This is a genomic window from Flavobacterium sp. JAS (assembly GCF_020991455.1).
Lineage (GTDB): Bacteria > Bacteroidota > Bacteroidia > Flavobacteriales > Flavobacteriaceae > Flavobacterium.
Genome location: NZ_JAJMOX010000031.1, coordinates 1 through 2,953, shown reverse-complemented (window position 1 = coordinate 2,953; position 2,953 = coordinate 1). Strand labels below are relative to the sequence as shown.

The following is a 2,953-nucleotide window of genomic DNA, read 5'->3' as shown; positions in this document are numbered from 1 at the left end:
AGCTACAGAAGCAAACCAGACTACTTTGTCCTTTTGGGTAATACCAAAGGATTTAATCTGATCTAAAGACATGTTGACATTACTGCTATGCTCTACCATAACGCCTTTGGGCTGTCCTGTGGAACCTGAAGTATAAATGATATAGGCCAGATTACGAGAAGAAAACTTTATATTAATGTTTTCACTACTACAATCCTCTAAACTTGCTGTCTTAATATTTATTATATCACAATTATCAATTTGTAACTCAGAATCATCTGCAATCAATAATTTTAAACCGCTGTCCTGAATTAAAAAATCAATTCTTTCCTGCGGATAATGGGTGTCTATTGGTAAATAAACTGCTCCCAGTTTTAAAATCGCCAATAGAGCAATAATACTTGAATTGGATTTAGGTAAAAATATCCCTATGATGTCTTCTTTATTGATAATGTATCTGGATGAAATATAAAAAGCCAGTTGATTGGATTTTTCGTTAAGTTCCTGATACGTCAGTTTTGTTTCTTCAAAAACAACGGCAATATTATTTGGTGTTTTTCTAACCTGTTCTTCAAATAAATCTATGATGGTCTTGTCTTTTGGATACTCTGCATTTGTATCGTTGAATTCTACTAAAAGTTGGTATTTTTCTTGTTCAGTTAAAAAATCTATCATTATATAATATTTTCTGGTTGTTTCAGCAATTGTGTTAGTAAATTCTCAAAATGGGTAAACATTCTCTCTATCAGATACTCATCATAGATATCTGTATTATAAGAAATCATCAAACTCAATCCTTCTGATTCGACGAAAGTAAAACTAATATCAAACTGAGCTGTTGCATTAGAAAACTCATAAGGCTCCATCTCTAGATCTCTGAGTTCTTCGCCTTTTAGATTATTCAATTGTCCCTGATTTTGTAAAACAACCAAAACATCAAATAATGCAGAACGGCTTGGATCTCTTTGCAGATTCAGTTTCCCTACTAAGGCATCAAATGGATAACTCTGATGTTCATAAGCTCCCAAAAGGGTATTTTTCTGGGCAGATACCAAATCTAAAAAACTGCCTCCTTGCTCAAATCTCGTACGGATAGCAAGTGTATTTAAATATAAACCCAGCTGATTCTCTAAATCAGGATGTTCCCTGCCCGCTATTGGTGTCCCTACTATAATGTCATTCTGACCTGAATACTTATGCAATAAAGTATTGATTCCCGCCATAAGTGTCATAAACAGCGTAACATCCTGCGCTTTTGAAAATGCTTTTAGCTGATCTAAAAATGTTTGCGAAAAATGATGGCTGATATTAGCCCCATTATAGGTCTGAACCAAAGGACGTGTCTTAAAACTCGGAAGGTCCAAAACAGGTAATTCTCCCTCAAATTGATTTAACCAATAAGCTTCTGAAGCCTGATCTTTGGCTTGCTGTAATGCTCCATTGAGCCAAACAGCATAATCTTTATATTGAATGCCCAATTCCGGAAAATCAACTTTTTTACCTTGTATTAATCTGTTATAGGCTTCTACAACTTCAGATACCAGAAGTTCCATAGACCAGCCGTCTCCAATGATATGATGCATTGATAAAAAGAAAACGTACTCCTGCTCTTTTACCTTAAGAAGCGAAGCTCTTATAAGAGGCGCCTGTTCTAAATCAAAGATCTCATGATTTCTTTTTTCTATATACTCCGCAATAGCCTCTTGCTGGTTTTCCGCAAAACTGAAGTCTTCACTGGCTATCTTAAAATCTAATTGTTCGCCTGGGATAATATATTGTCTGATATCACCCTGATTATCTGCTTTGAAATACGTTCGAAGTATTTCATGACGCTGCAGTAACAATCTAAACGATTCTTCGAATTTATTGATCTCTATATTTCCTTTTAGCGTAACTGCTCCGGGCATATTATACGCCAATGAACCGCCTTCTAACTGGCTCATTAACCATAATCGTCTTTGAGCGGACGTTAAGGGATAAGACTCGCTTTCAGGTGCCTTCGGGATTGCGATATATTCACTCTCCTGCAGCTCCTTACTCAATTCTTCAATGGTTGGGCTTTCAAAAAACAATTTAATAGTAATTGTTTTTCCAAATTGTTTATGGGTTCGGTTAATTACCTGAGCTACAGATAAACTATGTCCTCCTAATTCAAAAAAGCTATCTGTTACTCCTACTTTTTCAATTCCAAGTACCTCCTGCCATATGGCAACAAGCTTTTGCTCAGTTTCATTTCGGGGAGCCACATATTCTCCTCGTATAAGATCTTCTCCGTCTACTCCTGGCAAGGCTTTACGGTTGATCTTTCCATTTGGGGTAAGAGGTAACTCCTCCAGTTCGATATAAAAGCCCGGAACCATATAATCCGGAAGTCGCTCCTGTAGAAAATCCCTTAATTCTGATTTATCAATACTGCCGTCAGTTGTAAAATAAGCAATCAGTACTTTCTCCTGATTGGATTCTTTTGCCTCTACGACCACTTGTTTTAAATTCTCAGAATACTGCAAAATCGCATTCTCTATCTCGCCAAGTTCAATACGGAAACCACGAATCTTAACCTGATGGTCCTTTCTGCCTATAAACTCAAGGTTACCGTCAGAAAGCCAGCGGCCAAGATCACCCGTGTCATACATTTTTTCTCCTTTGATAAAAGGATTTTCGATAAATTTCTCCTGGGTCAGTTCGGCCTTATTCAGATAACCTCTTCCTACGCCCGAACCGGATATATAAAGCTTGCCGGTAACTCCTATTGGCAAAAGATTTAAACAATCATCTAATATGTAAATCTGAGTGTTCGAAATAGGCTGACCAATGGTTATGGGACTATCCCTGGAAATTACTTTTACCATACAACCAACGGTGCTCTCCGTTGGGCCATATTCATTATAAATCGTCAATTCACTGTTTGCTTTTAGGATTTCGTCTACTTGTCGGCTAAGCAAAGATTCACCTCCAACAATAATTTTCTTCAACC

2 protein-coding genes are annotated in these 2,953 nt (G+C 37.0%); both read right to left on the bottom strand.

Annotated elements, in window-relative coordinates:
* Positions 1-654, bottom strand: a 654-nt coding sequence (locus LPB88_RS23575; RefSeq protein WP_230718225.1) for an AMP-binding protein, incomplete at its 3' end; no start/stop codon positions are given.
* The coding region (locus LPB88_RS23570) for a condensation domain-containing protein (protein ID WP_230718223.1) at positions 654-2,953 on the bottom strand (2,300 nt) is incomplete at its 5' end. The genes LPB88_RS23570 and LPB88_RS23575, both read right to left, overlap by 1 nt.